The 25,375-nt window shown below is 63.5% G+C and carries 28 protein-coding genes; 10 read left to right on the top strand and 18 right to left on the bottom strand.

Annotation, left to right across the window (positions count from 1 at the left end; genetic code table 11):
• Positions 1-9: 9 nt before the first annotated feature.
• The 8 genes from accC to FGK64_RS03515 all read right to left on the bottom strand — a co-directional run bounded on the left by accC (position 10) and on the right by FGK64_RS03515 (position 7,797).
• Complete coding sequence (gene accC / locus FGK64_RS03550; RefSeq protein WP_138862403.1) at positions 10-1,362, bottom strand: acetyl-CoA carboxylase biotin carboxylase subunit; 1,353 nt, start codon at positions 1,360-1,362, stop codon at positions 10-12.
• A 9-nt stretch (positions 1,363-1,371) separates the two neighbouring features.
• Positions 1,372-1,866, bottom strand: coding sequence for an acetyl-CoA carboxylase biotin carboxyl carrier protein (gene accB, locus FGK64_RS03545; protein WP_138862402.1), 495 nt, complete (start codon positions 1,864-1,866; stop codon positions 1,372-1,374).
• A 298-nt stretch (positions 1,867-2,164) separates the two neighbouring features.
• Positions 2,165-2,413, bottom strand: a complete 249-nt coding sequence (locus tag FGK64_RS03540) for a hypothetical protein (RefSeq protein WP_138862401.1) — start codon at positions 2,411-2,413, stop codon at positions 2,165-2,167.
• A gap of 146 nt (positions 2,414-2,559) precedes the next feature.
• On the bottom strand, positions 2,560-3,315 hold the full coding sequence (locus FGK64_RS03535; RefSeq protein WP_138862400.1) for an ABC transporter ATP-binding protein: 756 nt from the start codon (positions 3,313-3,315) through the stop codon (positions 2,560-2,562).
• Positions 3,316-3,327: 12 nt separating this feature from the next.
• Complete coding sequence (locus tag FGK64_RS03530; RefSeq protein ID WP_138862399.1) at positions 3,328-4,083, bottom strand: ABC transporter ATP-binding protein; 756 nt, start codon at positions 4,081-4,083, stop codon at positions 3,328-3,330.
• A gap of 12 nt (positions 4,084-4,095) precedes the next feature.
• Positions 4,096-5,307: a branched-chain amino acid ABC transporter permease gene (locus FGK64_RS03525; RefSeq protein ID WP_138862398.1), complete on the bottom strand. Its 1,212-nt coding sequence runs from the start codon at positions 5,305-5,307 to the stop codon at positions 4,096-4,098.
• A gap of 3 nt (positions 5,308-5,310) precedes the next feature.
• Entirely contained in the window at positions 5,311-6,342 is a 1,032-nt protein-coding gene (locus tag FGK64_RS03520; RefSeq protein ID WP_138862397.1) for a branched-chain amino acid ABC transporter permease, read from the bottom strand.
• 114 nt (positions 6,343-6,456) lie between these two features.
• A complete protein-coding gene (locus FGK64_RS03515) occupies positions 6,457-7,797 on the bottom strand; it encodes a substrate-binding protein (RefSeq protein ID WP_138862396.1) in 1,341 nt (446 codons plus the stop codon).
• Between the two features lie 230 nt (positions 7,798-8,027).
• Here FGK64_RS03515 and FGK64_RS03510 point away from each other — a divergent pair, with 230 nt between their 5' ends.
• The 5 genes from FGK64_RS03510 (at position 8,028) to FGK64_RS03490 (ending at position 14,098) form a co-directional block, all read left to right on the top strand.
• On the top strand, positions 8,028-9,335 hold the full coding sequence (locus tag FGK64_RS03510) for a helix-turn-helix domain-containing protein (RefSeq protein ID WP_138862395.1): 1,308 nt from the start codon (positions 8,028-8,030) through the stop codon (positions 9,333-9,335).
• Positions 9,336-9,441: 106 nt separating this feature from the next.
• Positions 9,442-9,819 (top strand): response regulator transcription factor, encoded by a 378-nt coding sequence (locus FGK64_RS03505; RefSeq protein WP_138862394.1) that lies wholly within the window; start codon positions 9,442-9,444, stop codon positions 9,817-9,819.
• Entirely contained in the window at positions 9,816-10,124 is a 309-nt protein-coding gene (locus FGK64_RS03500; protein WP_342773931.1) for a hypothetical protein, read from the top strand. Before FGK64_RS03505 ends, FGK64_RS03500 begins: the two co-directional genes overlap by 4 nt.
• On the top strand, positions 10,124-12,814 hold the full coding sequence (locus FGK64_RS03495) for a sensor histidine kinase (RefSeq protein WP_138862393.1): 2,691 nt from the start codon (positions 10,124-10,126) through the stop codon (positions 12,812-12,814). Before FGK64_RS03500 ends, FGK64_RS03495 begins: the two co-directional genes overlap by 1 nt.
• A gap of 69 nt (positions 12,815-12,883) precedes the next feature.
• On the top strand, positions 12,884-14,098 hold the full coding sequence (locus FGK64_RS03490) for a FliM/FliN family flagellar motor C-terminal domain-containing protein (RefSeq protein WP_138862392.1): 1,215 nt from the start codon (positions 12,884-12,886) through the stop codon (positions 14,096-14,098).
• On the opposite strand, the gene FGK64_RS03485 is transcribed toward FGK64_RS03490, so the two are convergent.
• The gene (locus FGK64_RS03485) at positions 14,077-14,505 is read right to left on the bottom strand and encodes a protein tyrosine phosphatase family protein (RefSeq protein WP_138862391.1); all 429 of its coding nucleotides are present in this window, start codon (positions 14,503-14,505) and stop codon (positions 14,077-14,079) included. The genes FGK64_RS03490 and FGK64_RS03485 overlap by 22 nt on opposite strands.
• A 271-nt stretch (positions 14,506-14,776) precedes the next feature.
• Here FGK64_RS03485 and FGK64_RS03480 point away from each other — a divergent pair, with 271 nt between their 5' ends.
• The gene (locus tag FGK64_RS03480) at positions 14,777-14,992 is read left to right on the top strand and encodes a hypothetical protein (protein WP_138862390.1); all 216 of its coding nucleotides are present in this window, start codon (positions 14,777-14,779) and stop codon (positions 14,990-14,992) included.
• Positions 14,993-15,008: 16 nt separating this feature from the next.
• On the opposite strand, the gene FGK64_RS03475 is transcribed toward FGK64_RS03480, so the two are convergent.
• Complete coding sequence (locus FGK64_RS03475) at positions 15,009-15,227, bottom strand: hypothetical protein (RefSeq protein WP_138862389.1); 219 nt, start codon at positions 15,225-15,227, stop codon at positions 15,009-15,011.
• A 166-nt stretch (positions 15,228-15,393) separates the two neighbouring features.
• Here FGK64_RS03475 and FGK64_RS03470 point away from each other — a divergent pair, with 166 nt between their 5' ends.
• The gene (locus tag FGK64_RS03470) at positions 15,394-15,654 is read left to right on the top strand and encodes a DUF2312 domain-containing protein (protein WP_138862388.1); all 261 of its coding nucleotides are present in this window, start codon (positions 15,394-15,396) and stop codon (positions 15,652-15,654) included.
• A 14-nt stretch (positions 15,655-15,668) separates the two neighbouring features.
• Here the strand turns inward: FGK64_RS03470 and modC are convergent, their stop codons facing one another.
• The 4 genes from modC to FGK64_RS03450 form a co-directional block, all read right to left on the bottom strand.
• Positions 15,669-16,757, bottom strand: a complete 1,089-nt coding sequence (gene modC / locus FGK64_RS03465; protein ID WP_138862387.1) for a molybdenum ABC transporter ATP-binding protein — start codon at positions 16,755-16,757, stop codon at positions 15,669-15,671.
• Positions 16,754-17,452, bottom strand: a complete 699-nt coding sequence (gene modB, locus FGK64_RS03460; protein ID WP_138862386.1) for a molybdate ABC transporter permease subunit — start codon at positions 17,450-17,452, stop codon at positions 16,754-16,756. The genes modC and modB overlap by 4 nt, the downstream gene beginning before the upstream one ends.
• Positions 17,449-18,204: a molybdate ABC transporter substrate-binding protein gene (modA, locus tag FGK64_RS03455; RefSeq protein WP_138862385.1), complete on the bottom strand. Its 756-nt coding sequence runs from the start codon at positions 18,202-18,204 to the stop codon at positions 17,449-17,451. The genes modB and modA overlap by 4 nt, the downstream gene beginning before the upstream one ends.
• 91 nt (positions 18,205-18,295) lie before the next feature.
• Positions 18,296-19,171 carry a hypothetical protein gene (locus FGK64_RS03450; RefSeq protein WP_138862384.1) on the bottom strand — a complete coding sequence of 292 codons (876 nt, stop codon included), beginning with the start codon at positions 19,169-19,171 and terminating at the stop codon, positions 18,296-18,298.
• 184 nt (positions 19,172-19,355) lie between these two features.
• Here FGK64_RS03450 and FGK64_RS03445 point away from each other — a divergent pair, with 184 nt between their 5' ends.
• Both FGK64_RS03445 and FGK64_RS03440 read left to right on the top strand, forming a co-directional pair.
• Positions 19,356-20,177 (top strand): MBL fold metallo-hydrolase, encoded by an 822-nt coding sequence (locus FGK64_RS03445; protein WP_138862383.1) that lies wholly within the window; start codon positions 19,356-19,358, stop codon positions 20,175-20,177.
• A gap of 71 nt (positions 20,178-20,248) precedes the next feature.
• Complete coding sequence (locus FGK64_RS03440) at positions 20,249-21,661, top strand: FAD-binding oxidoreductase (RefSeq protein WP_138862382.1); 1,413 nt, start codon at positions 20,249-20,251, stop codon at positions 21,659-21,661.
• A gap of 57 nt (positions 21,662-21,718) precedes the next feature.
• Here the strand turns inward: FGK64_RS03440 and FGK64_RS03435 are convergent, their stop codons facing one another.
• Positions 21,719-22,258, bottom strand: coding sequence for an adenine phosphoribosyltransferase (locus tag FGK64_RS03435; protein WP_138862381.1), 540 nt, complete (start codon positions 22,256-22,258; stop codon positions 21,719-21,721).
• A 269-nt stretch (positions 22,259-22,527) separates the two neighbouring features.
• Between FGK64_RS03435 and FGK64_RS03430 the strand changes: the two genes are divergently transcribed.
• Complete coding sequence (locus FGK64_RS03430) at positions 22,528-22,707, top strand: hypothetical protein (RefSeq protein WP_138862380.1); 180 nt, start codon at positions 22,528-22,530, stop codon at positions 22,705-22,707.
• On the opposite strand, the gene FGK64_RS03425 is transcribed toward FGK64_RS03430, so the two are convergent.
• The 3 genes from FGK64_RS03425 to FGK64_RS22700 form a co-directional block, all read right to left on the bottom strand.
• Positions 22,704-23,333: a LysE family translocator gene (locus FGK64_RS03425; protein ID WP_138862379.1), complete on the bottom strand. Its 630-nt coding sequence runs from the start codon at positions 23,331-23,333 to the stop codon at positions 22,704-22,706. The two genes, FGK64_RS03430 and FGK64_RS03425, sit on opposite strands and share 4 nt — an antisense overlap.
• A gap of 67 nt (positions 23,334-23,400) precedes the next feature.
• Positions 23,401-24,279, bottom strand: a complete 879-nt coding sequence (locus FGK64_RS03420) for an S-methyl-5'-thioadenosine phosphorylase (RefSeq protein ID WP_138862378.1) — start codon at positions 24,277-24,279, stop codon at positions 23,401-23,403.
• A 113-nt stretch (positions 24,280-24,392) separates the two neighbouring features.
• The gene (locus tag FGK64_RS22700; protein ID WP_138862377.1) at positions 24,393-25,301 is read right to left on the bottom strand and encodes a calcium-binding protein; all 909 of its coding nucleotides are present in this window, start codon (positions 25,299-25,301) and stop codon (positions 24,393-24,395) included.
• Between the last annotated feature and the right edge of the window lie 74 nt (positions 25,302-25,375).

Genomic DNA, 25,375 nt, shown 5'->3' with positions numbered 1-25,375 from the left:
GCGCCCGGACTAGGGTTTGGCCAGCGCCGACTCGAGCCAATGTTCGAGCCAATGGATGTTGTAGTTCCCCGAGAGGATGTCGGGTTCCTGCAGCAGCGCATCGAACAAGGGAACGGTGGTGTCCACCCCGTCTACGATCAGTTCGGACAGGGCCCGGTTCAGCCGGGCGAGCGCCTCGGGGCGGTCGCGGCCATGCACGATCAACTTGCCGATCAGGCTGTCGTAGTAGGGCGGGATCGAATAGCCGTCATAAAGCGCGGAATCCATCCGCACCCCCAGCCCGCCCGGGGCGTGATACTGGGTGATCCGGCCGGGGCAGGGCGAGAAATTCGGCAGCTTCTCGGCGTTGATCCGCACCTCGATGGCGTGGCCGTTGATCTTCAGATCGTCCTGACCGAATGACATCGGCAAACCGGCGGCCACTCTGATTTGTTCACGGACCAGATCGACACCAAAGATACCTTCGGTCACCGGATGTTCCACCTGCAGGCGGGTGTTCATCTCGATAAAATAGAATTCGCCGTTTTCGTACAGGAATTCGATCGTGCCCGCGCCGATATAGTTGATCTGGGCCATCGCGTCGGCGCAGATCTTACCAATCCGGGCGCGTTCTTCGGGCGTGATCGACGGGCCGGGTGCCTCTTCGAAGACCTTCTGGTGGCGACGCTGCAACGAACAGTCCCGCTCGCCCAGATGCACGGCCTTGCCTTTGCCATCGCCGAACACCTGAATTTCGATGTGGCGCGGCGTGGTCAGGTATTTCTCGATATAAACTTCATCGTTGCCAAAGTTCGCCTTGCCCTCGGCGCGGGCTGTCTGGAACGCACGCTCCATTTCGGCGTCGGACTTGGCAACCTTCATGCCCTTGCCGCCACCGCCAGCCGTGGCCTTGATGATAACCGGATAACCGATCTCGGCGCCGACGCGCTTGGCCTCCGCCAGATCGGGAACACCGCCATCGCTGCCGGGTACGCAGGGTACGCCCAGTGCTTTCATGGTGTCCTTGGCGGTGATCTTGTCGCCCATGACGCGGATGTGTTCGGCGGTGGGGCCGATGAACGTCAGGTCGTGATCTTCGACAATTTGAACGAAATTGGCGTTTTCCGACAGGAAGCCATAGCCCGGGTGAATCGCCTGCGCACCGGTGATTTCACAGGCGGAAATGATCGCGGGTACGGACAGATAGCTTTGCGGGCTGGGCGGCGGGCCGATGCAGACGCTTTCGTCGGCCATGCGCACATGCATCGCGTCGCTGTCGGCGGTCGAATGCACGGCAACCGTGGCGATGCCCATCTCGCGCGCGGCGCGCACCACGCGCAGGGCAATTTCGCCGCGATTGGCTATCAGGATTTTGTCAAACATCCCAAACCCTTATTCGATGATGACAAGGGGAGTGCCGAATTCGACGGCGGCGCCATCTTCGACCAGGATACGTTTGATCTTGCCCGCGCGAGGGGCGGGGATGTGGTTCATCGTCTTCATAGCCTCGACGATCAGCAGCGTGTCGCCCTCGCCAATCTGCGCGCCGACCGAAATGAACGAAGGCGCACCCGGTTCGGGCTGCATATAGACGGTGCCGACCATTGGCGAGGTCACGGCGCCAGGATGGCTGGCAGGATCTTCGCTGGCCTCGGCGGCGGCTGCGACGGGAGCGGATGCAGGGGCAGGGGCGGCAGCGGCGGGCGCGGCAGCAACGGGTGCGGCGGCCACGGGGGCCGGCGCCGTCATGCGGCTGACGCGCACATTCAGGCTGTCGTCTTCACCATAATCCCGTTTGACCTGCACCTCGGTCAGATCGTTTTCGCGCAGCAGTTCGGCCAGGGCCTTTATGAATGCCACGTCCTGCTCGTGCTTCTTCTCTGTCATGTGTTCCTCGAACGGTTCGCCATATCCCGTCTTTTCTTGGCGGGCCTCGTTTGGTGTTTGCTTATAGGACAAGGCGCCGCCGCTGAAAAGCGCCCTTCGTCGCCAAGGATTCCGGGCGAATCCGGCAAGCTTCGGGCGAGATCAGCGGAACATAAGAGGAAATCGGGACGCAGAGCGCGCGGAATCGGCCGGCAAACCGGGGCAGGACAATCGCGATGCCGCGCCGAGGTGCCGTCAATACGTGACGCGCGATGGTCGGACCATGATCGGAAAATCAGACAGTAGGCGCGGAAAGCGCCTACTCTTCTTCGATTTCCTTGGCCTGCCGCTCCAGAATTTCCATGATTTTCCGCTGCATTGCCGAGGGCGGTGCAGTCTGATCATCGGATTGGGACTGTGTTTGCGTCTGCGCGCCCTGAGCCGATGCCCCGCCGGCGACGGGGGCGACACGGCTGTCCGGCGTGGTCACCTCTGGTTCCGGCGGAAGGGCCGCCGGATGGCCGGTAACGGACGGTGCGACGATCGGTACGCCATATGAAATCTGCATTTGATTGCTCCACATCTAACCAAGCAGAGCCCTCACCCGGATGACAATATCATCGGGCTGGGTTGATAAAACGTAAAAAGGCAGGGATCAATCCTGCCTTTTTTCTTAAAGTTAATAGTACGCTGGCGTCCTGTTAGCGGGACGGCTCAGATCGCCAGATATTCGGCGCGCAGCTCTGCGTTTTCCAGCACCTCGGCGGCGGTGCCGTCGAACACCACGCTGCCGGTGTCCAGGATCACCGCGCGATCGGCCAGGTTCAGCGCGCGCACCGCGTTCTGTTCCACCAGGATCGTGGTCATGCCCAGTTCCTTGATGGTGATCAGCGTCTTTTCGATCTCGTCCACGATCACGGGCGCCAGCCCTTCATAGGGTTCGTCCAGCAGCAGTACCTTGATGTCGCGGCACAGCGCCCGCGCGATGGCCAACATCTGCTGTTCGCCGCCCGACAGCGTCACGCCTTCCTGCTTGCGGCGTTCGCCAAGGCGCGGAAACAGGTCATAGACCCGCTCGATCGACCAGCCGATCGGCGGGGCGATCTGGGCCAGTTGCAGGTTCTCTTCCACCGTCAGGCCCGCGATGATGCGGCGATCTTCAGGCACCAGCCCCAGCCCGGCGGCGCTGGCCTCGTGGCTGGCCATGGTGTGCAGCGGCTGGTGGTCCAACCAGATCTCGCCGGTTTTCAGCTCGGGGTCGCCGAGGCGGGCAATCGCGCGCAGAGTCGAGGTTTTGCCCGCGCCGTTGCGCCCCAGCAGTGCGAGAATTTCGCCCTCGTGCACGTTAAAGTTCACGCCCTGCACGATATAGCTTTCGCCGTAGTAGGCGTGCATGTCCCAGACCGACAGGAAGGCGGGCGCGGTCGAGGCCTGATTGGAATGCTTGGAAAAGTCGGGTTTGACGTTCATGGCAATGCTCCGTTACGCGCTTTCGCCAAGGTAGGCTTCGCGCACCTTGGGATGGCCCTTGATCTTGTCCGGCGTGTCTTCCACCAGCGGTGTACCCTGCGCCAGCACGGTAATCCGCTCGGCCAGGCTGAACACCACATGCATGTCGTGTTCGATGATCGCGATGGTGATGTCGCGCTCCTGCTTGATCTGCTTCAGCAGGTCGATGGTGTTGTTGGTGTCGGCCCGCGCCATGCCGGCGGTGGGTTCGTCCAGCAGCAGAAGGCGCGGTTCCTGCGACAGGCACATGCCGATTTCCAGCCGCCGCTTGTCGCCGCGCGACATCGAGGCCGCGTGCATGTGCCGCTTGTCGGCCATGTTCATGTCTTCCAGCATGTGCTCGGCGCGCTCGATGATGTCTTTCTGATTGCCGACCGAGTTCAGGGCGTTCAACTCGAACGCGCCGTCGCGCTTGGCAAAGCAGGGGATCATCATGTTTTCCATCACCGTCAGATCGCCAAAGATCTCAGGTGTCTGGAATACGCGGGAAATGCCCATCTGGTTGATCTCATAGGGCGAGCGGCCCAGCACCGACTGACCGTCGAACATCACCGATCCGGTATCGGGGATCAGCTTGCCAACAAGGCAGTTCAGCAGGGTGGATTTGCCCGCGCCGTTCGGCCCGATGATCGCATGCACGGTGTTTTCCGCCACCGACAGGTTCACATCGCCCAGGGCCTGCAGCCCGCCGAAGCGCTTGTTGACGTTCTTGACTTCGAGAATGCCCATATCTTCGCCTCCTTATTCGGCGGGGGTGGATTGGGTGGCGCGGTTGTCCGTATCCTTGGACTTGCGCCGGGACAGCAGGGCCGCGATCTTCTGGCCGCCTTCAACAAGGCCGCCGGGCAGGAAGGTGACAACCAGCATGAACAGCAGGCCCAGCGTCAGGTGCCAGCCGGGTCCGACAAAGTGTTCGACAACCCAGATCACCCCGTTTTCCAGCCCGTCGGGCAGGAAACCGAACCAGGCATGCAGCACACCTTCGTTGATCTTGGAAAAGATGTTTTCGAAGTACTTGATGAAACCCGCGCCCAGAACCGGCCCGATCAGGGTGCCTGCGCCGCCAAGGATCGTCATCAGAACCACCTCGCCCGATGCGGTCCACTGCATCCGCTCGGCACCGGCCAGCGGGTCCATCGTCGACAGCAGGCCACCGGCCAGCCCGGCGTACATGCCCGAGATGACAAAGGCCGCCAGAGTATAGGGCCGGGTGTTCAACCCGGTATAGTTCATCCGCTGCTGGTTCGATTTGACCGCCCGCAGCATCAGCCCGAAGGGCGAGCGGAAGATGCGGATGGCGACGTAGAAGGACACCAGCAGCAGCACCGCGCAAAGGTAGTAGCCCGCGTTGAAGGTGAACAGCCAGCTTCCCAGCTCCAGCTGATAGCTCGACCGCATGGTCAGCCCGAACAGATGCGGCAGGTCAGGTGCTCCCGCCGAGGCCAGGATTTGCGGGTCGGAGGTGTAGACCTGAAGCCCGGTTTCACCGTTGGTCAGGTTGAAATTCGACGTGGGGTTGCCCAGCACCGAATAGGCCATGTTGTAGGACATCTGCGCGAAGGCCAGCGTCAGGATTGAAAAGTAGATGCCCGAGCGGCGCAACGAGACATATCCGATCACGACAGAGAACAGCCCGGCGACGATCACGCTCAGGATGATGCCGGGGATCACGTTGTAGCCCAGCAGCTTGAACATCCACACCGCCGAGTAGGAGCCGACTCCAAGGAAGGCCGCGTGCCCGAACGACAGGTAGCCGGTCAGCCCGAACAGGATGTTGAAGCCCACGGCGAAGATGCCGAAGATCACGAACCGCTGCATCAGGTCGGGGTAGCCCGCGTTGAACTGCGCCATGGCGCTGCCTTCGGGGAAGGGGTTCAGCAGGAAGGGTGCGAACAGGGCCAGCGCCGCGACGACCAGCAGAAGGGTTGTGTCTTTTTTCTGAAGTCCGAACATCGCTTATTCCTCCATCACGCCCTTGCGTCCCATCAGCCCGCGGGGCCGGGTCAGCAGGATGACGATTGCGACAAGATAGATGATGATCTGGTCAATTCCTGGCAGGATCGACTTGATCTGGTTCATCGAGGCGAAGGCCTCGAGGATGCCAAGCATGAAACCCGCCAGAACGGCGCCGGGCAGGCTGCCCATGCCGCCGACAACCACCACCACGAAGGACAGCACAAGGAAATCCATCCCCATGTGATAGTTGGGCGAGTTGATCGGCGTGTACATCACACCCGCCATCCCCGCCACGGCGGCGGCCAGCGCGAACATCAGCGTGAAGCGACGGTTGATGTTGATGCCCAGCAGGCCAACGGTTTCCCGGTCTGCCATGCCTGCCCGCACAACCATCCCGAAGGTGGTGAATTGCAGGAAGGCAAAGACCGCGCCGATGATAACAACCGCAAAGGCGAAATAGACCATGCGCCAATAGGGGTAGATGATCGCATTCGGATCGAACCCAAGCATGACACCGAAATCAAAGCTGCCCTTGAACGCATCGGGGGCAGGCGTGGGGATCGGGTTGGCGCCATAGTAATGCTTTATGATTTCCTGAAGCACGATCGCCAGGCCGAATGTCACCAGGATTTGGTCTGCATGGGGGCGCTTGTAGAAATGCTTGATCAGCCCGCGCTCCATCACGATGCCGACGACAATCATCACCGGGATCGCCAGCAGAATCGCCAATGGCACCGACCAGTCGATAATCGCCGCCCCCATGTCTGGGCCGAACCAGCTTTCGACGTAGGGGGTTTTCACCTTGAGCGGGTTGCCAAGGAAATCTTTCTGCGTCTCGTCCAGCGTGATGTAGCTGAGGTTCAGCAGGCGCTGCATCGACACGGCGCAGAAGGCGCCGATCATGAACAGCGCGCCATGGGCAAAGTTCACGACACCCAGCGTGCCGAAGATCAGGGTCAGGCCAAGCGCGATCAGCGCATAGGCCGATCCCTTGTCGAGCCCGTTCAGAATTTGCAGGATGATTGCGTCCATCGGTCCCCACCTTGTGGTTGTCTGGCAATATGCGTTCAGCGCCGCGCGCAGGACTGCGGCGGCTGGGGGAGGCCCCGGCCATCCCATGATGGCCGGGGGTATTTTAAGGTTTGATTAAGCGCCGGGGTTGCAGCTGCCCAGTTCGCCGCCGGCGAACATCGGGTGGTCGGGCGCATATTCGACCTGTGCGCGGGGCGTGACTTCGACCACTTCCAGAAGGTCGAATTCCGAGGTCGGGTTGTCCTTGCCCTTCACGACCAGCACATCCTTGAAGCACTGGTGGTCGGCGGCGCGGTACAGCGTCGGGCCGTTGCCCAGGCCGTCGAATTCGAACCCTTCCAGCGCCTCGACGACACCGCAGGGGTTGAAGGTTCCCGCGCGCTCGCAAGCATCCGCATACAGCAGCGTCTGCGCATAGCAGGTGTGGGCGGCCTGGCTCGGCGGGAAGCCGTATTTGGTGCCGAAGGACTTCACGAATGCCTGCGAGGCTTCGTCCTGCAGCGACCAGTGCCAGTTGGTGGAACCAAGGATGCCCTTGACGTTTTCGCCCGCACCCTTCGCCATCAGGCGCGAGTAGAGCGGAACGACGATTTCAAAGTTCTTGCCGTTGACCTGCTTTTCGCGCAGGCCGAACTGCACGGCGTTGGTGAGCGAGTTCACCATGTTCCCGCCGTAGTGGTTCAGAACCAGAACGTCGGCGCCCGAGTTCAGAACCGGCGCGATATAGGACGAGAAATCGGTCGCGGCCAGCGGCGTGCGGACCTTGTTCACCGTTTCCCAGCCCATAGCTTCGGTCGCGGCGGCAATGGATTCTTCCTGCGTCCAGCCCCAGGTGTAGTCGGCTGTCAGGTGATAGGCTTTACGGTCGCTGCCATAGAGCTTCTGCAGCACCGGCGCCAGCGCGGCGGCCGACATATAGGCGTTGAAGAAGTGGCGGAAGCCGTTGGCTTTCTTGTCTTTCCCAGTGGTGTCGTTCGAGTGGGTCAGACCGGCCATAAAGATCACGCCGGCATCCTGGCACAGGCCCTGCACGGCCACGGCCACGCCCGAGGACGACCCGCCCGAGATCATGATGGCGCCGTCTTTTTCGATCATCGACTTGGCCGATGCGCGTGCGGCGTCGGATTTGGTCTGGGTGTCGCCGGTGACGAATTCCACCTTCTTGCCCAGGATGCCGTTGCCCTGAAGCGCCTTCGAGCTGAAGGTATTCAGCATGCCGCCGTCGCCTTCGCCGTTCAGATGCTCGACCGCCAGTTCAAACGCACGCAGCTCGTCCGCGCCTTCGTCAGCATAGGGGCCGGTCTGAGGCACGTTGAAGCCCAGCGTCACCGAGCTGCCGGTCGGCGCGTTCAGGTAACCCGTGTCGGCGCGCAGATACGTCGGCAGCGCGAGACCCGCGCCGGCAAGTGCGCCAGTACGCAGCACGCCACGACGTGAGACATGAAATTTGGACATACAATCCTCCCGTTTTTTGGAAAGCGCCACGCAAACTCCTCAATCAGCGTGGCACAGGCACAGGTGTGCAAACGCACTATGCCGCAAAGTTGGAAAATTTCGCAATAAACCCCTTGTCGTTAACGATTTTTTTGTAAACAAATACACATGCCGCACCAGTTTTGTGTAAATCACCTTATGTTGCGATGCAGAAACCGATTGAAAATGCGGCGGAAAAGCGGGGGCAAGGAATGGCGCGCGACAGTCTGACCGGCACGCGAATTCGTGATCGGCGCTCGGTCGCCGGGATCCGTCAGGCCGATCTGGCGCGGCAGATCGGGATTTCGGCCTCCTACCTGAACCTGATCGAACACAACCGGCGCAGAATCGGTGGCAAGCTGCTGATCAACATTGCGCAGGCGCTGGGCGTCGAACCGGCGCTGTTGACCGAAGGCGCCGAAGCCGCGCTGATTTCCACGCTGCGCGAGGCGGCCGCCGATCTGGGTCCAAACCTGGCCGAAGTGGACCGGGTCGAGGATTTTGCGGGTCGCTATCCCGGTTGGTCCGAGGTTCTGGTGCGCGCGCAGCGCCGTCTTGCGGGGATGGAGCGCACGATCGAGACGTTGTCGGACAGGCTGACCCATGATCCGCACCTGGCGGCCTCGCTGCACGAGGTGCTGTCAACGGCGGCGGCGATCCGCTCGACCGCGTCGATCCTGGCCGAAACCGGCGAGATCGAACCGGAATGGCGCGACCGGTTTCACCGCAACCTGAATCAGGACAGCCGCCGCCTGGCCGAAAGCAGCAAGGAACTGGTGCGCTATCTGGACGACAGTGACAGTGGCGAAGACCAGCGCGGCGTGCCCCGGGAAGAGGCCGAGGCGTTCATGGCGGCCCGCGGCTATCATTTTGCGGCGCTGGAAACCGGCGGCTCAACGCCCGAGGCGCTGATCCGCGCCGCGCCCGAGCTGACGTCGCAGGCGGCGCGGGCCATCGCGCGCGGGTTCCTTGCGCAATACGTCGAGGATGCCGCCCGCCTGCCGCTGCGCCGGATCGAAACGGCCATTGCGGATCACGGGGCTGACCTCGCGGCGTTGTTGCCGCGCATCGGGGTTCCATTACCGGTATTGTTGCGCCGCCTTGCCACGCTGCCCGAAGGCATGTTGACCGGCGGGGCTGGGGCCATCGTTTGTGACGGATCGGGCAGCCTGCTGTTCCGCAAGCCTGTGGCCGGATTTGCCATGCCACGATTTGGCGCTCCGTGCCCTCTGTGGCCTGTGTTCACGGCGCTGAGCCGACCTTTAGTTCCCGTGCATCGCGAATTGGTGCAGGTGGGCCGATCGTCTGCACGGTTCGCCTGCACGGCCATCGCCTGGCCCGAGGGCGAAGCCGGGCTGGAGGAAGATCCGCTGTATCGCTCGGTCATGCTGATCCTGCCGCTACCCGCTTCCGACGCCGCAGGCGACGGCCATCAGCAGGTTGGCAGCAGTTGCCGGGTCTGTTCCCGCGCCGCCTGTCGTGCGCGCCGCGAGCCTTCGATCCTGCGCGAAGAATTTTGACTTTTCCAAAACCGATTGGCTAAGGTTGCCAAAGTCTTGCAAAAGATGACACGACGGCGCGCTACCTGAGGAGGGGCCGCCGCGCTTCTGGGGGAGGAGGCGAAACATGGGTCGACACGTCCTGCTGATCGAGGATGAGCCGAATATCATTGAAGCAATGCGGTTCCTGCTGGTGCGCGATGGCTGGACAGTGGATACGCATTCCGATGGCACCGACGCGGTGGATGTGGCGCGCGCCGCGCAGCCCGATCTGGTGGTGCTGGACATGATGCTTCCGGGGAAAAGCGGCATGGACATCCTGCGCGAACTGCGCGAGATCGCCGAATTCGCCAATCTGCCGGTTCTGATGCTGACCGCGCGCGGCCAGTCGCGCGACCGCGAGATGGCGGAAAAGGCCGGGGTCAGCCGCTTCATGACGAAACCGTTTTCCAATGCCGAGGTTCTGACGGCGGTGCGCGATCTGGTTGCGCAGGCCTCGCGGTGAACGACACGGGTGCACCCGGGCCGATGCAGCGCAAGGCGCTGTTTCTGGAACGTGACAGCTATCGCCGCCGTCGCCTGATGGATGCCGCGCGAGTGCTGCCGGTGTTGGGTGCGGCGCTGTTCCTGCTTCCGGTGCTGTGGCCCGATGCCGACACTACCTCCGCCGAGCCGGTGCGCACCTCGAACGCGGTGATCTACATCTTCGGAACCTGGCTTGTGTTGATTGGACTGGCCCTCTGTCTTGGCCGCGCCGCGCCCGACTGGCTGGATGCCGGCGCGCAGGACGACACGCCGGACGCAGGCTGATGGCCTCGCTCAACCTGCTTGTGCTGGTCTGCATCGGCTATGTGGCGCTGCTGTTCATTGTCGCCTTCGCGGCGGACAGGGCGGCGGCGCGAGGGCGCAGCACATGGCTGCGCTCACCCCTGATCTACACGCTGTCGCTGTCGATTTATTGCACCGCTTGGACGTTCTATGGCGCGGTTGGCTACGCCGCGCGCTCGGGGCTGGAGTTCGTCACGATCTACCTGGGGCCGACGCTGGTGATGGTGGGTTGGTGGTGGGGGTTGCGCAAGCTGGTGCGCATCGGGCGCAGCCAGCGTGTCACCTCGATCGCCGACCTGATTTCGTCGCGCTATGGCAAGTCGAACACGCTGGCAATCGGCGTGACCGTGCTGGCCGTGATCGCGGTGACGCCCTATATCTCGTTGCAATTACAGTCGATCACCCTGTCCTTCGCGATCTTCGCCGCCGCCGATCCGCTGGCAGCGCCCTGGCAGGAATCCAGCGTGTTCTGGGTGGCCGCAGGGCTTGCGGTCTTCGCCATCCTCTTCGGCACCCGCAACCTGGACGCCAATGAGCGCCACCATGGAGTTGTCACTGCCATCGCGCTTGAGGCGGTGGTGAAGCTGGTCGCGCTGCTGGCGGTTGGCATCTTCGTGGTCTGGGGCGTGGCGGGGGGCGTGTCGGATACGCTGGCACGGATCGATGCCTCGGACATCGGGCAATGGCGGGTAGATGCCGAACGCTGGGCGATGATCACCTTCCTCGCGGCGGCGGCTTTCGTGTGCCTGCCGCGTATGTTCCAGGTGATGATCGTGGAAAACGATGACGAACGCCATCTGCGCACCGCCGCCTGGGCCTTTCCACTGTACCTGCTGCTGATGAGCCTCTTTGTCGTGCCCATTGCCGTCGTCGGGCTTGATCTGTTGCCGCCCGGGTCGAACCCCGACCTGTTCGTCTTGTCCCTGCCTCTTAGTCAAGGGCGCGAGGGGCTGGCGATGCTGTCGTTCCTGGGCGGGTTTTCCTCGGCGACCTCCATGGTGATCGTCGCGGCGATGGCGCTCTCGACGATGGTGTCGAACCATATCGTGATGCCGATCTGGCTGTCGCTGCGGGTCGACGGCGCCTCGCAATCGGGCGACGTGCGGCAGGTCGTGCTGCTTGCACGGCGGGTGTCGATAGGCGGCATCATGCTGCTGGGGGTGATCTATTTCCGGCTTTCGGGCGGGGGGGCCGCGCTGGCGGCCATCGGCCTGATCGCCTTTGTCGGGATTGCGCAGATCCTGCCGGTGCTGCTGGGCGGGCTGTTCTGGCGCGGATCGACGCGGATGGGCGCGCTGGCAGGGCTGAGCGTTGGCTTTGCGGTCTGGCTCTATGCGCTGCTGTTGCCGGGCATCGGCGGCAGCCTGATGAGCGAGCAGCTCATGTCGCAAGGCCCCTTTGGCCTGTCGTGGCTGCGGCCCTATGCGCTGTTCAACATCGATGGGCTGGACCCGATCGTGCATTCCGGATTGTGGAGCCTGTCGCTGAACACGCTGGCCTTTGTCGCGGTGTCGCTGGTGACTTTCCCGGGCCCGGTCGAACGGTTGCAGGGGGCGCAGTTCGTCAATGTGTTCGACCATTCCGCGGGCCCGCGCGGCTGGACCGGCTCGGTCGCGCAAAGCGAAGACCTGATGGTGATGACCCAGCGTATCCTTGGTGCGGCGGACGCCCGCGCGCTGTTTCAGGCCGAGGCGGCGTTACAGGGCGGGCACGGGCATCTGCCAGATCCCACGCCGCGCTTCCTTGAACGGCTGGAACGCAAGCTGGCCGGCTCGGTCGGCGCGGCGACGGCCCATGCGATGATCGGCCAGATCGTCGGCGGCAGCGCGGTCTCGGTGCAGGATCTGATGGCTGTGGCCGACGAATCAGCGCAGATGCTGGAATATTCCAGCCGCCTCGAGGCGCAATCGGCCGAGCTGACCCGCACAGCAGGCAAACTGCGCGAGGCGAATGAAAAGCTGACCCAGATTTCACTGCAAAAGGACGGCTTCCTAAGCCAGGTCAGCCACGAATTGCGCACGCCGATGACCTCGATCCGGGCCTTTTCGGAAATCCTGCGCGACACCGCCGATCTGAACCCAGACGAAAAACGCCGCTATGCGACCATCATCCACGACGAAGCGCTGCGCCTGACGCGGCTTCTGGACGATTTGCTGGATCTCAGCGTGCTGGAAAGCGGGCAAGTGCATCTGAACAGCCGTCTGGCTCGGCTGGACGAGGTGCTGGATCATGCGCTCGCCTCGGCCCTGGCGGGGTACGATCACCCGCTTCGCGTGCACCGCGACGCTGCAGGCGAACGGGTGATGCTGAATTCCGATATCGATCGGCTGGCGCAGGTATTCATCAATCTGATCGCGAACGCCCAGAAATATTGCGATGCTGCCGATCCCGAATTGCGGATCAAGATCGAGCATGCGCCGGACGGGTTGCATGTAGAGTTCCACGACAACGGCGGCGGCATTCCCGAGGGCGCGCAGGCGATGGTGTTTGAAAAATTTGCCCGGGTCAGCTCGGAAAAGGCTGGTGGGGCAGGGCTGGGGCTGGCCATCTGCCGTGAGATCATGGAGCGGCTTGGCGGTGACATCGCCTATCTTTCGGGCAGGCCGGGCGCGGTGTTTCGCGTCACATTGCCGGTTCGGGCCACCACAGAGGCACTATTGCAGCAAGCGTAAAGCCAATCGTAACCAACCCGCCCTAGACCGGAGATCGCATGAACGGGTGATTGGGGCCGGTTGGAGGCGATGAAGGATCAGGGCGTTGTAACCACCAAGCTGAGAAAGCTTGCGGCGGGCCGGGACGGCCCGCAGGGCGGCGGGGGGCGTTCGATACTGCGTGCCCTGCGGCTTGGTGCGGCGCGCGCCGGGCGTGACGTGTTCTCCATGGCGTTATCGGTGATCGGCATCACCCAGACCCGCGTGTTGCAGGATGCGCTGCCGGATCACCTGAGCGATGATACGCTGCTGATCCTGATGGATGGTCCCGAACGGCGCACTGGCGTGATGTCGCTGGATCGCAGCGGGTTGATGGCTCTGATCCAACAACAGACGATGAATGCGGTCTTTCCCGGCGACCCTTCTGAACGGGCCTATACCTCGACCGATGCGGCGCTGATCGCCCCGCTGGCCGAATCGATTTTGAACCTGTCGACCGATATCGCCGAAAGCCTTGCCGACAAGGCCTGCCTGCGCGGCTATCGATTCGGCGCGCGCTCTGCCGATGTGCGCTCGGTCATGCTGACCGTCGAGGCCGAGCGTTTCCGCATCTTCGATCTGACTTTGGAGTTTGGCGGAGGTGTTCGGCAGGGCAAAATGTGCATTGCCTTGCCCGAGGTCGATCCGCCCAAGCCCGCAGGCGACAAGGCAAACACGAGCCAGCGCATGATGGAGGCCGCCGTTGGCGCGGCCCGGGCCGAACTGGATGTGGTGATCGGCACGGTAAAAGGCACGCTGCAGGATCTGGCCGGGCTTCAACCCGGCGCGCTGGTCACGCTGGAACCGCGCCCCTCGCTTAGTCATGCCGTGATCTACGGGATCACAGGCAATCGGATCGCCACTGCGCGGCTGGGGCAGACGGGCGGCGTGCGTGCGGTTCGGCTGAATGAAACGCCGGGCATGGGGCAGGGGGCGCGCCCGCCCGCCGGGTTCAACCCCGGGGCCCTGCCCGGGGCCGAAGACATGCCCCCGGATATGGGCCAGATGCCCGAGATGCCAATGCCGGGGTCGATGGTGAATGGTCCGGCAGCCTGGGATGACGCCGGTGGCTCGGATATCGATCTGCCGATGTCACTGCCAGACGGGCTGGGAGAGGACGACGGCGAAGATGCCGCACCGCTGCCAATGGCCTTCGGCGATATATCCGACGACAACCCAGGCGACGATTTCGAAATGCCGGCGATGTCGACGATGGAGATTTCGTCGCTCGCCGGCCTGACAGATCAGGACGAAGAAGAAAGCTGAGTGAGCATCGGGCGCAGGTTTTCCAACTGATAGCCCGCCGCTGCCGTTGTCGACAAGATCGCGTCAACGGGCATTTCACCTGCTTGCCCCAGCGCCCAGATGACCGAACACCGCGTGCCCGACGCGCAATAGGCCAGAACCGGTCCGTTCGCCGAGTCGATCATCTCGCGCTGCTTGGCAACATTGTCGGGCGTCATCGTCTGGTGCGTCAGCTCCAGCACTTCGAATTCCAGCCCGGCCGCCTGTGCGGCCTCAGCCATGGCAGCGGCCTGCAGGGCGGGGGGATTCTCGGCATCGGGGCGGTTGCAGATCACCTTGGTGAATCCGGCCGCTGCAATGGCGGGCATATCCGTGGGCTCGACCTGGGGCGAGACGCTATAGCGGGGGGTTATCTGACGCGGGTCCATGTGGCGATGATTACGCCGTGGCCCGCAGCCTGTCCAGCCGGTGTCATTAGCCGCGGGCGCCCGTGCCGCGTTTGATTCGCTTTTATGCCTTAGCCAGAAATGGCGAGCCTGTCAGAATGCTGGGGATAAACCCGCCAAGGTTGCATAATTCCTTGGCGTTTTACCGGCGATTGCGCGAAATTTGGCTGGTGATCCAACTTGTCGCGCATCCCACTCAGGCGTCGTGCTACTCTGAATCGCAAGTTGGATCATGCCAAGAGGGGAGGCTGACATGACCGAACACGATTTGTCGCTGACTGCGCGCCAGCTAGAGGCGCGCATCATCGCCGGAAACCTACGACTACGCCTTGAACTTCAACCCCAGCTCAGCCGCGTTCTGGAGCGGCTTTCGCGGGATGGCGCGCATGTCCCGGCGCGCCTGCGAAACCTGAACGCGGTTCTGCTGGACGAGGCGATAGAACACCGGTTCGACAATATGCCGGTCTGACAGGGTGTCGGCGTAATCACCCCAGGATTACGCCGACCACCACCAACATCAGCCCGATGACCGACAGGAACAGTGCACCCATGTTTATGGGCAAAACCGCGCTGACGGCCGCGCGCAACTCTTCGTCGGACAGGCCGGCCCGCTTCGCGCGGGTCACCCGCAGGATGCACCACACCAGCCCGCCAAGGCCCAGCAGCGACAGGGCTGCACCAATCCAGATGATGATCTCGAACATGGTCCGCTCCGCTTTTACAGGTGTCGAGGCGGCGTAACGGATCGCCCCGCGTCGCGCAAGCGGTGCAAATCGCGGCTTGCCCGGCGTGCGGCGGGGCGCTATCCGACATGTTCAGGCATAGGCGCAGGCACAAACCCTGAGCCGCGAGCAGCAGGAGACGAACCGGATGAGCGAGATGGACACAGATTCGACCTATCGGGTGACGGCGGACGAATTGCGCCAGTTCATCGAGCGGGTCGAGCGTCTGGAAGCGGAAAAGAAGGACATTGCCGAGCAGCAGAAAGAGGTGATGGCCGAGGCCAAGGCGCGCGGCTACGACACCAAGGTCATGCGTAAGGTGATCGCGCTGCGCAAGCGCGACAAAGACGATATCGCCGAAGAAGAAGCGATCCTCGAGATGTACAAAGAAGCGCTGGGCATGGCCTGACGCCCCGCTGGCGATCAGCCCGCGCCCACATCGGCCCGGGCCACCGCCACGGATTTTATCACCGCGAACAGGGGCTTGCCGGGGCTCAGGTCCATGGCCGTGGCCGACCGTCGGGTGATCCGGGCCAACAACCTGTCATCCCCGCATTGCAGCTGTGCGATCATCCCCGGCCCGTCGCCTTCGCGCAACGACAGCACGGTAACGGGCAGGGTATTCAGTGCGGACATGCCCTGCGGCGCGTGCAGCGACAGGATCACGTCATGCGCCAGGATACGCACGCGCACCGGTGTCTCGGGCGGCTTGTCGATCCGGGGCAGCAGCAACCGCCCGCCCGAGAAAACAAGCTCTGACAGCCCGTCGTCGTGATGCTCTAGAACGCGCGTCGGAATGACGGCACCCGCTTCGCGCAGACCGATCTGGCGTACAACGGAAGGGTCCGACAGGATACGCTCGGCCGGCCCAGCGCCGGTGACCTTGCCGGCATCAATCAGCACAACCGTGGTGGCCAGCCGCGCGATTTCCGGCACCGAATGGCTGACGTACAGGATCGGCAGCCCGGTGTCGTCGCGCAGCCGTTCGAGATAGGGCAGGATTTCGGCCTTGCGCGCCGAGTCCAGCGAAGCAAGCGGTTCGTCCATCAGAAGCATCCGGGGACGCGACAACAGCGCCCGCCCGATGGCAACCCGTTGTTTTTCGCCACCGGAGAGGGCGCCGGGGCGCCTGTCTGTCAGGTGCGACAAGCCCAGCATGTCGCACACACTGGCAAGGTCTGGGCCGGTGGCGCCACTTGGGGCAAAGCGCAGGCCATAGGTCAGGTTCTGGCGCACGTTGAAGTGCGGAAACAGCCGTCCGTCCTGAAACACATAGCCCAGCCGCCGCCGTGACGGGGGCACATGCATCCCGCGCGCGCTATCGAACAGGACCTCTCCGTCCAGGGTTATGCGCCCTCTGTCGGGGCGCACCAGCCCGGCCACGGCGTTGACGATCGAGGTTTTGCCGCTACCGGATTTGCCCAGCAGCGCGGTGATGCCCTCGGGCGCATCGAATGCGGCGTCCAGCGTGAAATCGCCTTGTTGGCGGGTAATGGAGACAGACAGGCTCATGTCCCGCTGACCCTGCGCATCGCGCGCCGCGCCAGCAACTCCGACGCCAACAGCGCCAGCATTGCCACCGCGACCGAGACAAGCACCAGCCGCAGGGCAGATGCTTCTCCGCCCGGGACCTGGAGGAAGGTATAAATTGCCGAGGGCAACGTTTGCGTCTGCCCCGGAATGTTCGACACAAAGGTGATGGTGGCGCCGAATTCGCCCATCGCCTTGGCAAAGGCTAGAACTGATCCGGCGATGACCCCGGGCAGGATCAGTGGCAGCGTCACCGTGGCAAAAACCCAGGCGCGCGAGGCGCCCAGCGTCTCGGCCGCCTGTTCAAGGCGCGGATCGACGGCTTCGATCGCCAGCCGGATTGCCCGTACCATCAGCGGAAAGGCCATGATCGCGGCGGCCAGCACCGCGCCCGTCCAGCGAAACGCCAACGTCACGCCGAACAGCTGGTCCAGCCACGCGCCAATCGGTCCCTGGCGGCCAAAGACAATCAGCAGCAGGTATCCGGTGACAACGGGCGGCAGGATCAGCGGCAGATGCACAAGCCCGTTCAGGAGTTGCCGCCCACGAAACTCCCACCGGGCGAGCGCAAAGGCCACCAGCACCCCCAGCGGTAGCGAGACCAAAGTCGCCCAAAGTGACACCTTCAGCGACAGCGCCACGGCCTGCCACTCAGTGGGAGACAGCCAGTCGGTCACGGCTGTCCTTCGGGAAAGGAAAACCCGTTGGCCTTGAAAATCGCGCGCGCCGCGTCGGTTGACAGGTACTCCAGAAAGGCGCGGGCCTCGGGCGTATCGCCGCCTTTGACCAGCGCAGCGGGGTAAATGATGGCCGGGTGCAACGCCGTATCGAACAGCCCGAGCACACGCACGCGCGGCTCGGCCACGGCATCGGTGGCGTATACGATGCCCAGCGGCGCTTCGCCCAGGGCCACAAGGCGCAGCGCCGCGCGCACGTTGTCGGCCTGCGCCACCTGCGGTTGCACGCTGTCCCATTGCCCCAGCGCCGTCAGCGCGGCCTTGCCGTAAATGCCCGCAGGCACCGCGTCGACCAGCGCCATCGCCAGCCGCCCGCCGTTCAGGACGCCGGCCAGATCCATGTCGGGGCCGATGGGAAGAGCCACGTCGCTGCCGGGGGCGGCGATCAGCGCAAGGCGATTGGTCAGCAGATCGCGCCGCGTGCCGGGCGCGATCAGGCCAGAGTCTTCGACATGGTCCATCCACGCCGTATTGGCCGAGATAAAGACCTGCGCCGGGGCGCCATGTTCAATCTGCCGCGCAAGGGCCGAACTGCCCGCGTAGGATACGGTAACCCCCGGCTGGCCGCTGACCTCGACAATGTTGTCCAGCGCGGTTTTCAAGCTTGCGGCGGCAAAAACCGTCACATCGGCCATGGCTCCGGCAGGCAAAAGCAGGCAGCAGAACAACGACAACAGGCGGAGAGAGGACATTCTGGCAATCTTTGCTGGGACGTGGGATGCCTTGATATGGCAAGCGCCGATGCTGGGATGCAAGGGGCCAAGGGCCACTGGCTGCTCGCGATCAGGCCGTAATCAGCCGCACATCGGCCATTTCGGCGATTTCGTCCATGTCGTGTTCGTAAATCTCGGTCAGTTCCTCGACCAGCGACTCGCTCCACCCCGGCAGGTCGAGTTCTTCCTCCAGCGCGTCCTCGATGGCGTATTTACCAAGAAAGGCGATCATCACTCCGCGCTTCTGCGCCTCGGGCATGGTGGGGTAGTCTTCCAGATAGGCGCGGAACCGCTGCATCCCTTCGGGCGACATGATGGTGCGCAGGATGTCGAAGCCGCCGGTGATTTTCTGGGTTGGCGGCAGGCCACCGATTTCACGGATGATCTGCGCCCATGTCAGCGGCGTATCTTCGACGCACCATGCGGTGATCTTCAGCTGTGGCAGAGTGGTGCGGATGCGTTTCAGCATGTCGCTCCACAGCAGCTGTTCGAAATCGATGGTGCTGATCAGGTCGATCTGCTGCTGCTGCCCGGCTTTCGACAAGGCCATCGGCACGAACATCGCCGGATTGCGCAGGGCGATGAACAGCTCCAGATCGTCATCCAGAAACAGCTCCGACAGTTGCACCAGCCGCTTTTCCGCCAGAGGGTAGAAGGTGTTGTCGCCGATGGCAAACCGGGGCGAGCCGAAGAAATTCGCGTTCGACAGAACCAGCCGTTGGGCCGCGTCTTCGTCGAGGATCGCGTCCAGCAGGATATCGCGCGCCTCGGGCGAGGGCGGCGCCTTGTCCATCGCGATGAAGGCGTCTTTCAGCAGCGTCCGATAGCGACCCGGCCCGGGAACCGCCGTTCCGGCCTTTGCGAACAGGTCGGAGTTGCGCAGAAGGCATTTCAACAGCCTGTCTTCGTCGGTGTGATGCGCGCCGGCGTGGAGGACGATCTGCATGAAACTTCCCGTTGTTTTCAGGCCGCTCGGGCGGTTTCGACCTATCGGCAGATGACGCGCGCGTCAATTGATAAGGCGGCTTGCGCGCCTGCGCAGCAGGCACAGGGCCGGTCGATTGGGCCTGTGCGCGGCTGTTCACGGAAGTTTTGACTGACGAATCGGGTGCGGCCTGTAGGCTGATCGCATGTTGCGCCAGTTTATTGCCCTTCTTTCAATTACGCTTGCCGCGCAGACGGCCGCGGCGCAGGATCGCCGCCCAAGCCATTGCATTGCCATCGCCGATGCCGCGCCGGGGGTGGAGTATGTGCATAAGGCGGCGTGGAGCGATGCCGTGCCTGCCGACATCGTGCGCCTGCATTACGTGACCCATGCCAGTTTCCTGCTGCAGACCCCCGGCGGGTTGAACGCGGTGACGGATTACACCGGCTTCATCGGCACAGTGTCGATGGTGCCCGATGTGGTGACGATGAACCACGCCCATGAAACCCACTGGACGATGGCGCCCGACCCGGCGATTCCGCATGTGCTGGAAGGCTGGGGCGAGTTCGGGCAGGGGATCGACCATCATCTGGATCTTGGTGAAATGCTGGTGCGCAATGTCTCGACAGACATCCGCTCGCGCTGGGGCGGGACCGAGGACCGCGGCAATTCGATTTTCGTGTTCGAGGTTGGCGGGCTGTGCATTGGGCATCTAGGCCACCTGCATCATGTGCCGAACGACGAACAATTCGCCGCGCTGGGCCGGCTGGATGTGGTGATGGCGCCGGTCGATGGCGGGATGACGCTGCCCTTGGCCGACATGATCGCCACGCTGAAGCGGCTGCGGTCGTCCGTGGTACTGCCAATGCATTGGTTCAGTACCGCGGCGCTAGAGGATTTCGTAACCGGGATGCGCGATGACTTTGCCATCGAGCGACCCGGCGGTTCCGAGATCGTGGTATCGCTGCGCACCCTGCCGTCGCGGCCGACGGTGGTTATTCTATCGCCGTCTTACCTGATCGAATAGCGGTCTCACTCAGGAGGGCGCCGGACGGCTTCGCCATTGCGCAGCGCCCGAGCATTGGGCATTCATGGCACATGACATTGAATTCGCTTGATGACGATCTGACCAAACGGCTGCGCGCGGCGCTGCCTGACGACATTCTGCGCGACGTTGAACCGCGCTACCTGAGCGAGCCTCGTGACAGTTGGCCGGGGCAGGCCGGGCTGGTGGCGTTGCCGCGGTCCGTTGATGAGGTGGCCGCCGTGGTGCGCGTGGCAGGCGAGCTGCGGATCGGGATCATTCCGTACGGGGGCGGCACTGGTCTGGTGTCGGGGCAGGTGATGCCCGAGGGGCCGCTGCCGCTGGTCTTGTCTTTGGAACGGATGAACAAGGTGCGCGCGGTCTTCCCCGAGGAAAACGTGCTGATCGCCGAGGCCGGGGTGATCCTGGCCGATGTGCAGGCCGCAGCCGAAGAGGCCGGGCGGCTGTTTCCGCTGTCGCTGGCCTCGGAAGGGTCGTGCCGGGTGGGCGGGGTGCTGGGCACCAACGCCGGTGGCGTGAACGTCCTGCGCTATGGCAATGCGCGCGATCTGTGCCTGGGGCTGGAGGCCGTGCTGCCCGATGGGACGATCTGGAACGGGTTGACCCGGCTCCGCAAGGACAACACCGGATATGATCTGCGCAACCTTCTGGTGGGCGCTGAGGGCACGTTGGGGGTGATTACGGCGGCGACGCTGAAATTGGTTCCTGTGCCTGCGGAAACCGGCACGGCACTGCTGCATGTGGCCTCTCCGGCGGCGGCGCTATCGCTGCTGTCGCTGGCGCGTGACCAGCTGGGCGAAGGGGTCAGCGCGTTTGAGCTGATGCACCGGACTGGCTTCGAGTTTTTGTCAGAGGCGCTGCCCGATCTGCGCCAGCCCTGGGCGCAGGCCCCGGAATGGAGCGTGCTGATCGACGTTGGTCTGGCGCGGGGGCTGGACCCGCAGGCGGCGTTGGCCGAACTGTTCGAGGCCGCGGCCGAACATGAACTGGCCGATGACGGTTTGATCGCGCAGTCCAGGGGGCAGGCGGTGGATTTCTGGAACATGCGCGAACATATCCCAGAGGCAAACCGCAAAATCGGCTCGATCGTGAGCAACGACATCGCCTTGCCACTCGGCGAGGTGGCGGAGTTTATCGACCGTGCGCCGGGGGCATTGGCTGCACTGGGAGACTTCCGGATCAACTGTTTCGGCCATCTCGGTGATGGCAACCTGCATTACAATATCTTCCCGCAACGCGGCGCCACGCGCGCGGATTACGCGGGCGTGGCCAGCGATGTGAAGCGCGTTGTGCATGACCTTGTGCAAGAGATGGGCGGGTCGTTCAGCGCCGAGCACGGGGTCGGGCGCGCCAAGGTGGGTGATCTGGAACGCTATGGCGATCCGGCGCGGCTGGCGGCCATGCGCGCGATCAAGGCGGCGCTGGATCCGCTTGGCATCATGAACCCGGGGGCAGTTCTGGCCTAGATCGTCGGGACGGGACTGTTTGCCTTTGGCAAAGGCGCCCGCCCGCCGACCCCGGCGTTACGCGCCGTCGTAGGTGCACAGCGCGTGGACATCCATGCCCATGCCTTCAAGCCGTTTGCGCCCGCCCAAGTCGGGCAGATCGACGATGAAGGCGCAGGACAGGATATTGCCACCCAGTTTCTCGACCAGCTTGATACCCGCCTCGGCCGTGCCGCCTGTGGCGAGAAGATCGTCAACCAGCAGGATGGATTCGCCCTCGGAAATGACGTCGTCATGGATTTCGACCGTGGCCTCGCCGTATTCGAGTTTGTAATCCTGCGAGAGGGTCTTTCCGGGCAGTTTGCCCTTTTTGCGGATCGGGACGAAACCGACCGAAAGCTGATGTGCAATGGCGCCGCCAAGGATGAAACCGCGCGCCTCCAGGCCGACCACCTTGTCGATGTTCAGGCCCGCATAGGGATGCAGCATCTGGTCGATCGCCATGCGAAAGCCGCGCGGATCGGCAAACAGCGTTGTGACATCGCGGAACAGGATCCCCTCGTGCGGGAAATCCGGGATCGTGCGGATATAGTCGCGCACGGTTGTCGGCTTTGGCATGGGCGGGTCCCCGTCTGGCGGTTATGGCAGCCCGGGTGTGGCCGATTGCCGGTTCGGTTGCAAGGAAAAGCCGGGGCAACGGAGCGCCCTGCGATGAGCCGATCCACCGCCGGGGATGACACGGCGCATTGGGATGTGGAAAATGCACCAGCGCGTGGGGGAAAGCGAGAATTGCCAAGGCGCCTGTCAAGGTGCTAGGCCGGAGAGATCGACAAAAGATAGAAGCTGCATATTCAAAGTATATGCATTTTCGGGATCGGGAGAACCAGATGTCCAAGAAAGATGGCAAGGTGGCCAAGAAAAAGGACAGTCAGCTGATCCTGCGTCTTGGCAAGGAAGAGCGGGACGCATTCGTAGAGCTGTGCAAGACGCTCGATACCAGTGCCGCGCGCGAGGTGCGGCGGTTTATTCGCGAGTTCCTGAAGGAACACGAAGGGTCGGGCGCTTAACCCGGCCGGCGCAGCAGCCCGGTCAGCACGCCCATGGCCACCAGCGTCGCGCCTCCGGTGCGGGTGATCCATACGATCACGCGGGGGCGGGCGATGGTGCGACGCAGGCGGTCGGCCAAAAGGGCGTAGGCCAGCGCGTTCAGTCCGGCCAGAGTAACGAAGGTCGCGATCAGCACGGCGAACTGAGGCGCCAGCGCAGCCTGAGGTTGCACGAACTGCGGCACGAAGGCGATGAAGAAGGCGATGGATTTCGGGTTGAGCGCCGTGACCAGCGCGGCGTGGCGAAAGACCGAGCCTGCGGTCACGTCGGGTTTGGCGCTTGGCGCCATCCCTTCGGCATCCGAGGCCGAGCGCAGCAGGCGGAGGCCCAGCCACACGAGGTAGGCCGCACCGACCCATTTCAGGATTGAAAACAGCAGGGCCGATGTCAGGATCAGCGCGCCAAGTCCGACAAGAGATGCCGTCATCGCTATGAAATCGCCAAGCGCGACGCCCGCAGCCGAGGCCAGTGCGACCGATCTTCCCTTGGACAGCGCATAGCTGAGGACCAGCACGACCGTTGGCCCGGGAATCATCAGCAGGGCGAGCGTGGCGAGAACGAAGGTGATCCAGAGATCGAACGGCATGGGCGGCTCCTCAGGTGGTGTTCCGTCAGACAGCCACGAACACACCGGCCCGCGCAAGCCTGATATGTTACAGGACCCGCCCGGCGACCGCATCCAGCCGCGCCATCACCTCTGGCGCGCGTTTGTCCGGGGCGGTCAGCAGTGCATACTCCAGCGCCCTGTCGCACCCGTGTTCGCAGGGGGGGCGCGCCTCTCCGTCACGGGCAGCCAGGGCTGCGGGCAGTCGGGCGACCATGGCCCGCGCCTTGCCGGCATTGCCGGTCAGGATTTCGATGATGCGGGTCACGTCGACTTCGCCGTGGTCAGGGTGCCAGCTGTCGTAATCGGTGACCATGGCGACCGAGGCGTAGCACAGCTCGGCTTCGCGGGCGAGTTTCGCCTCGGGCATGTTGGTCATGCCGATCACATCCGCGCCCCAGCTTTCGCGGAACATGCGCGACTCGGCCAGCGTCGAAAACTGCGGCCCCTCCATCGCCAGATAAGTCCCGCCATCGTGGACCGTGATGTCGGCGTCAAGTGCGGCAGCGAGGCAGGCGGCAGACAGGCGCGCGCAGGTTGGGTGGGCAAGGCTGACATGCGCAACGCAGCCTGTGCCGAAAAAGCTGCTCTCGCGGTGAACGGTGCGGTCGATGAACTGATCGACCAGCACGAAGTCGCCCGGAGCCATCTTTTCGCGGAACGATCCCACCGCCGAGACAGACACCACATCGGTGACCCCAAGCCGCTTCAGCGCGTCGATATTGGCGCGGTAGGGCACGGTTGAGGGGCTGTGCACATGTCCGCGCCCATGGCGGGGCAAAAACACCATGTCGAGCCCCGAGAGCCGTCCGGTCAAAAGCTGATCCGATGGTGCGCCCCATGGTGTGTCGACGCTGATCCACTGCGCATCTTCCAGCCCGTCAATGTCGTAGATGCCCGATCCGCCGATGATCGCGAGTTTCGTCATGTGTTGGCTCCTGCCCGAAAGGGGGCCGCCCACAGGCGGCGTTGGCCAAGGCTTAGCCTATCGTCCCGGCAGGTGCCAACCGGTCGGTGCCCCCGATGTGGCCGCGGGCCGGGTCAGAGAATCGTGATGTCGCCCGCCGTCAGGTCGGCCAGCATAATGCCGGTCAGTTCGATCATGTGATCGCCCGAGGTGATCAGCACGCCGCCTGCGCCATCCTGCATGGCGACAGGGCCGTCCGAGGTGATGACGATGCGATCGAGCCCTGCGGTGAAATCGGTGATCGTATCGGTTTCGGCGCGGATGCCGAAGGCGCGAAACACGAAACGGTCGGCGCCGGTGCCGCCGGTCAGGGTGTCGTTGCCCGCGCCGCCGTCCAGCCGGTCGCGCCCGCCATCGCCCATCAGCACATCGTCGCGGGTGCCCCCGCGCAGCACATCGCGCCCGCGCCCGCCCGACAGCGTATCGAACCCGGTGCCGCCGGACAGCACATCGTTGCCCGCGCCCCCCCACAGCTGGTCGTTCCCGGCGTTTCCGCGCAAGATGTCATTGCCGCCCGCGCCATCGAACACGTCGTTGCCGTATCGCAGGGTCACGTCGTTATGGCCCGAATAGACCACCGGCTGGCCGTCGGCATTGGTCAGGCCGGATGTCACATTGGCCGGGACCGAATTGTCGATGATGGTCCAGTCCAGAGGGTAGATCAGGGTTTCGAGCGCGCCGGGATCGCCTGCTTCGGCCTGTGCCGCAGCGGCGAGTATGGCGGCGTCCAGCGTCAACTCGGTCATCTCAACGATATAGCCCGGTTGCAAGGTGTAGATGACGCTGTCGATGATGCCGCCCGTCAAGACGGTGCCGAAGGTCAGGCCCGTTCCCGAGACGGTGAAGCTGGCCGTGCCCAATTGAAACGTGGCCTGCACAGCGTCGCCGGACACCAGCGACGCGTCGAGGAACAGGGATTCGATCAACCCGTCGATCGAACGGTGTACGTTGGCCATACCTTCGGAAATCGAGTAGCGGGGCATCGGTGCCTCCTGATTGAAATGCGATACAAGAATTGGCGGGATGATAGCCGAAAAACGCCTAAAAATCGTGCGGA

Source organism: Arenibacterium halophilum (genome assembly GCF_005938225.1).
GTDB lineage: Bacteria > Pseudomonadota > Alphaproteobacteria > Rhodobacterales > Rhodobacteraceae > Arenibacterium > Arenibacterium halophilum.
Note: the sequence above shows the minus strand (reverse complement) of the source record. Positions and strands in the feature narration are given on the sequence as shown.

Coding starts and splice junctions, on each gene's coding strand:
- FGK64_RS03540 (WP_138862401.1), bottom strand. CDS start 2,413: ATGCAGATTTCATATGGCGTACCGATCGTCGCACCGTCCGTTACCGGC.
- FGK64_RS03495 (WP_138862393.1), top strand. CDS start 10,124: ATGGCCTCGCTCAACCTGCTTGTGCTGGTCTGCATCGGCTATGTGGCG.
- FGK64_RS03470 (WP_138862388.1), top strand. CDS start 15,394: ATGAGCGAGATGGACACAGATTCGACCTATCGGGTGACGGCGGACGAA.
- FGK64_RS03435 (WP_138862381.1), bottom strand. CDS start 22,258: ATGCCAAAGCCGACAACCGTGCGCGACTATATCCGCACGATCCCGGAT.
- FGK64_RS03430 (WP_138862380.1), top strand. CDS start 22,528: ATGTCCAAGAAAGATGGCAAGGTGGCCAAGAAAAAGGACAGTCAGCTG.
- FGK64_RS03480 (WP_138862390.1), top strand. CDS start 14,777: ATGACCGAACACGATTTGTCGCTGACTGCGCGCCAGCTAGAGGCGCGC.
- FGK64_RS03485 (WP_138862391.1), bottom strand. CDS start 14,505: ATGGACCCGCGTCAGATAACCCCCCGCTATAGCGTCTCGCCCCAGGTC.
- accC (WP_138862403.1), bottom strand. CDS start 1,362: ATGTTTGACAAAATCCTGATAGCCAATCGCGGCGAAATTGCCCTGCGC.
- accB (WP_138862402.1), bottom strand. CDS start 1,866: ATGACAGAGAAGAAGCACGAGCAGGACGTGGCATTCATAAAGGCCCTG.
- FGK64_RS03535 (WP_138862400.1), bottom strand. CDS start 3,315: ATGAACGTCAAACCCGACTTTTCCAAGCATTCCAATCAGGCCTCGACC.
- FGK64_RS03505 (WP_138862394.1), top strand. CDS start 9,442: ATGGGTCGACACGTCCTGCTGATCGAGGATGAGCCGAATATCATTGAA.
- FGK64_RS03450 (WP_138862384.1), bottom strand. CDS start 19,171: ATGCAGATCGTCCTCCACGCCGGCGCGCATCACACCGACGAAGACAGG.
- FGK64_RS03510 (WP_138862395.1), top strand. CDS start 8,028: ATGGCGCGCGACAGTCTGACCGGCACGCGAATTCGTGATCGGCGCTCG.
- FGK64_RS03530 (WP_138862399.1), bottom strand. CDS start 4,083: ATGGGCATTCTCGAAGTCAAGAACGTCAACAAGCGCTTCGGCGGGCTG.
- FGK64_RS03515 (WP_138862396.1), bottom strand. CDS start 7,797: ATGTCCAAATTTCATGTCTCACGTCGTGGCGTGCTGCGTACTGGCGCA.
- FGK64_RS03420 (WP_138862378.1), bottom strand. CDS start 24,279: ATGACGAAACTCGCGATCATCGGCGGATCGGGCATCTACGACATTGAC.
- FGK64_RS22700 (WP_138862377.1), bottom strand. CDS start 25,301: ATGCCCCGCTACTCGATTTCCGAAGGTATGGCCAACGTACACCGTTCG.
- FGK64_RS03425 (WP_138862379.1), bottom strand. CDS start 23,333: ATGCCGTTCGATCTCTGGATCACCTTCGTTCTCGCCACGCTCGCCCTG.
- FGK64_RS03445 (WP_138862383.1), top strand. CDS start 19,356: ATGTTGCGCCAGTTTATTGCCCTTCTTTCAATTACGCTTGCCGCGCAG.
- FGK64_RS03490 (WP_138862392.1), top strand. CDS start 12,884: ATGAAGGATCAGGGCGTTGTAACCACCAAGCTGAGAAAGCTTGCGGCG.
- FGK64_RS03475 (WP_138862389.1), bottom strand. CDS start 15,227: ATGTTCGAGATCATCATCTGGATTGGTGCAGCCCTGTCGCTGCTGGGC.
- FGK64_RS03520 (WP_138862397.1), bottom strand. CDS start 6,342: ATGGACGCAATCATCCTGCAAATTCTGAACGGGCTCGACAAGGGATCG.
- modC (WP_138862387.1), bottom strand. CDS start 16,757: ATGAGCCTGTCTGTCTCCATTACCCGCCAACAAGGCGATTTCACGCTG.
- FGK64_RS03525 (WP_138862398.1), bottom strand. CDS start 5,307: ATGTTCGGACTTCAGAAAAAAGACACAACCCTTCTGCTGGTCGTCGCG.
- modA (WP_138862385.1), bottom strand. CDS start 18,204: ATGTCCTCTCTCCGCCTGTTGTCGTTGTTCTGCTGCCTGCTTTTGCCT.
- FGK64_RS03440 (WP_138862382.1), top strand. CDS start 20,249: ATGACATTGAATTCGCTTGATGACGATCTGACCAAACGGCTGCGCGCG.